This window comes from Gordonia sp. BP-119 (assembly GCF_016924115.1).
Lineage (GTDB): Bacteria > Actinomycetota > Actinomycetes > Mycobacteriales > Mycobacteriaceae > Gordonia > Gordonia hongkongensis.
Map to the genome: position 1 here is coordinate 1 of NZ_JAFFZF010000107.1, position 1,021 is coordinate 1,021.

Genomic DNA, 1,021 nt, shown 5'->3' on the forward strand with positions numbered 1-1,021 from the left:
CGTTGCCCTGCCGCATTCTCTTACCTCCACTCGCGGCCCGCAAGGGCGTGAAAAACTAACCCGCCCTACGGGTTTGCAGGCCTACGGCCCGGATGACTTTTTCACTTCCTCCCTTGCAGCCCACTCCCTCCGGCAAAGAGATGGCCAGTGCAAACGCAAACCAGCACTCACAACGGGAGGGGTCACCATGACCAGCGCCACCACCACCGCCTACCAGCTGTGCAACAGCTGCGCGGTCGCCGTCGCCTACGGAGACATGACCGCCCTCAACACCGAGAGCACCGCCCAGGTCCTGGCGTTCATGGCCGATCACGGTTACCTGACCCAGGCCGACGACATCGACCCACCCGGCTACTGGCTCTGCGAATGCTGCGGAATCGACCAACTCGGCGCAGGCCGCACCTTCACCCACGACTAACCCGCACAACAACCCGAAAGGACCCACCGACATGAACGCCTGGATCGCCACCAAGGACCCCGCCAACGTCGACGCCGCCGCCGACCAGATCGCCCAGCACGAACCGAACCGCCTCACCGAGGCCGACGGCGACCGCGAATTCGCCGTGTGGATGTACGGAGTCGACCGAGCAATCCGCAGACGCACCAACGGATTCAGCCACCGCGACCTGCCCGATTTCGGCTGGAAAGACGCATACAACAACGACCTGTCCCCCGCCCTCGCCGCCGCCGACGCGATCGCCCACTGGGAAGAGATCGGCGACCTGTAAAAGAAGCTTCCGCGTCGCAATCCGGTACGCGGACAAAAGAAAACCCGGCCAGGGTCAAGCTGGCCGGGGTCTCACCCACCACAGTAAGGGAGAAACCCCATGACACACAACACCACCACCGAGACCGTCACCGCGACGGGCGAGCTGCGCCACCTCAACCCGGCCGATCTGGTCATCGACACCAACATTCGCACCGAGGCCGAGGCCACCCTGACCGCCGAGTTCGTCGATTCGATCCGCGACGGCGTGCGCCAACCCATCCTCGCTGTCGAGGTCGACGGCGAGGTCCGGGT

2 protein-coding genes and 1 pseudogene are annotated in these 1,021 nt (G+C 64.6%); all 3 read left to right on the top strand.

From position 1 onward, the window contains the following. The first annotated feature begins 187 nt into the window (after window positions 1-187). Window positions 188-418, top strand: a complete 231-nt coding sequence (locus JW364_RS24030) for a hypothetical protein (protein ID WP_068970854.1) — start codon at window positions 188-190, stop codon at window positions 416-418. 31 nt (window positions 419-449) lie between these two features. Further along, window positions 450-728: a hypothetical protein gene (locus JW364_RS24035; protein WP_068970855.1), complete on the top strand. Its 279-nt coding sequence runs from the start codon at window positions 450-452 to the stop codon at window positions 726-728. Window positions 729-827: 99 nt separating this feature from the next. Further along, window positions 828-1,021 (top strand): annotated as a pseudogene (locus JW364_RS24040) (nuclease); the annotation flags it as partial.

Coding starts and splice junctions, on each gene's coding strand:
- JW364_RS24030 (WP_068970854.1), top strand. CDS start 188: ATGACCAGCGCCACCACCACCGCCTACCAGCTGTGCAACAGCTGCGCG.
- JW364_RS24035 (WP_068970855.1), top strand. CDS start 450: ATGAACGCCTGGATCGCCACCAAGGACCCCGCCAACGTCGACGCCGCC.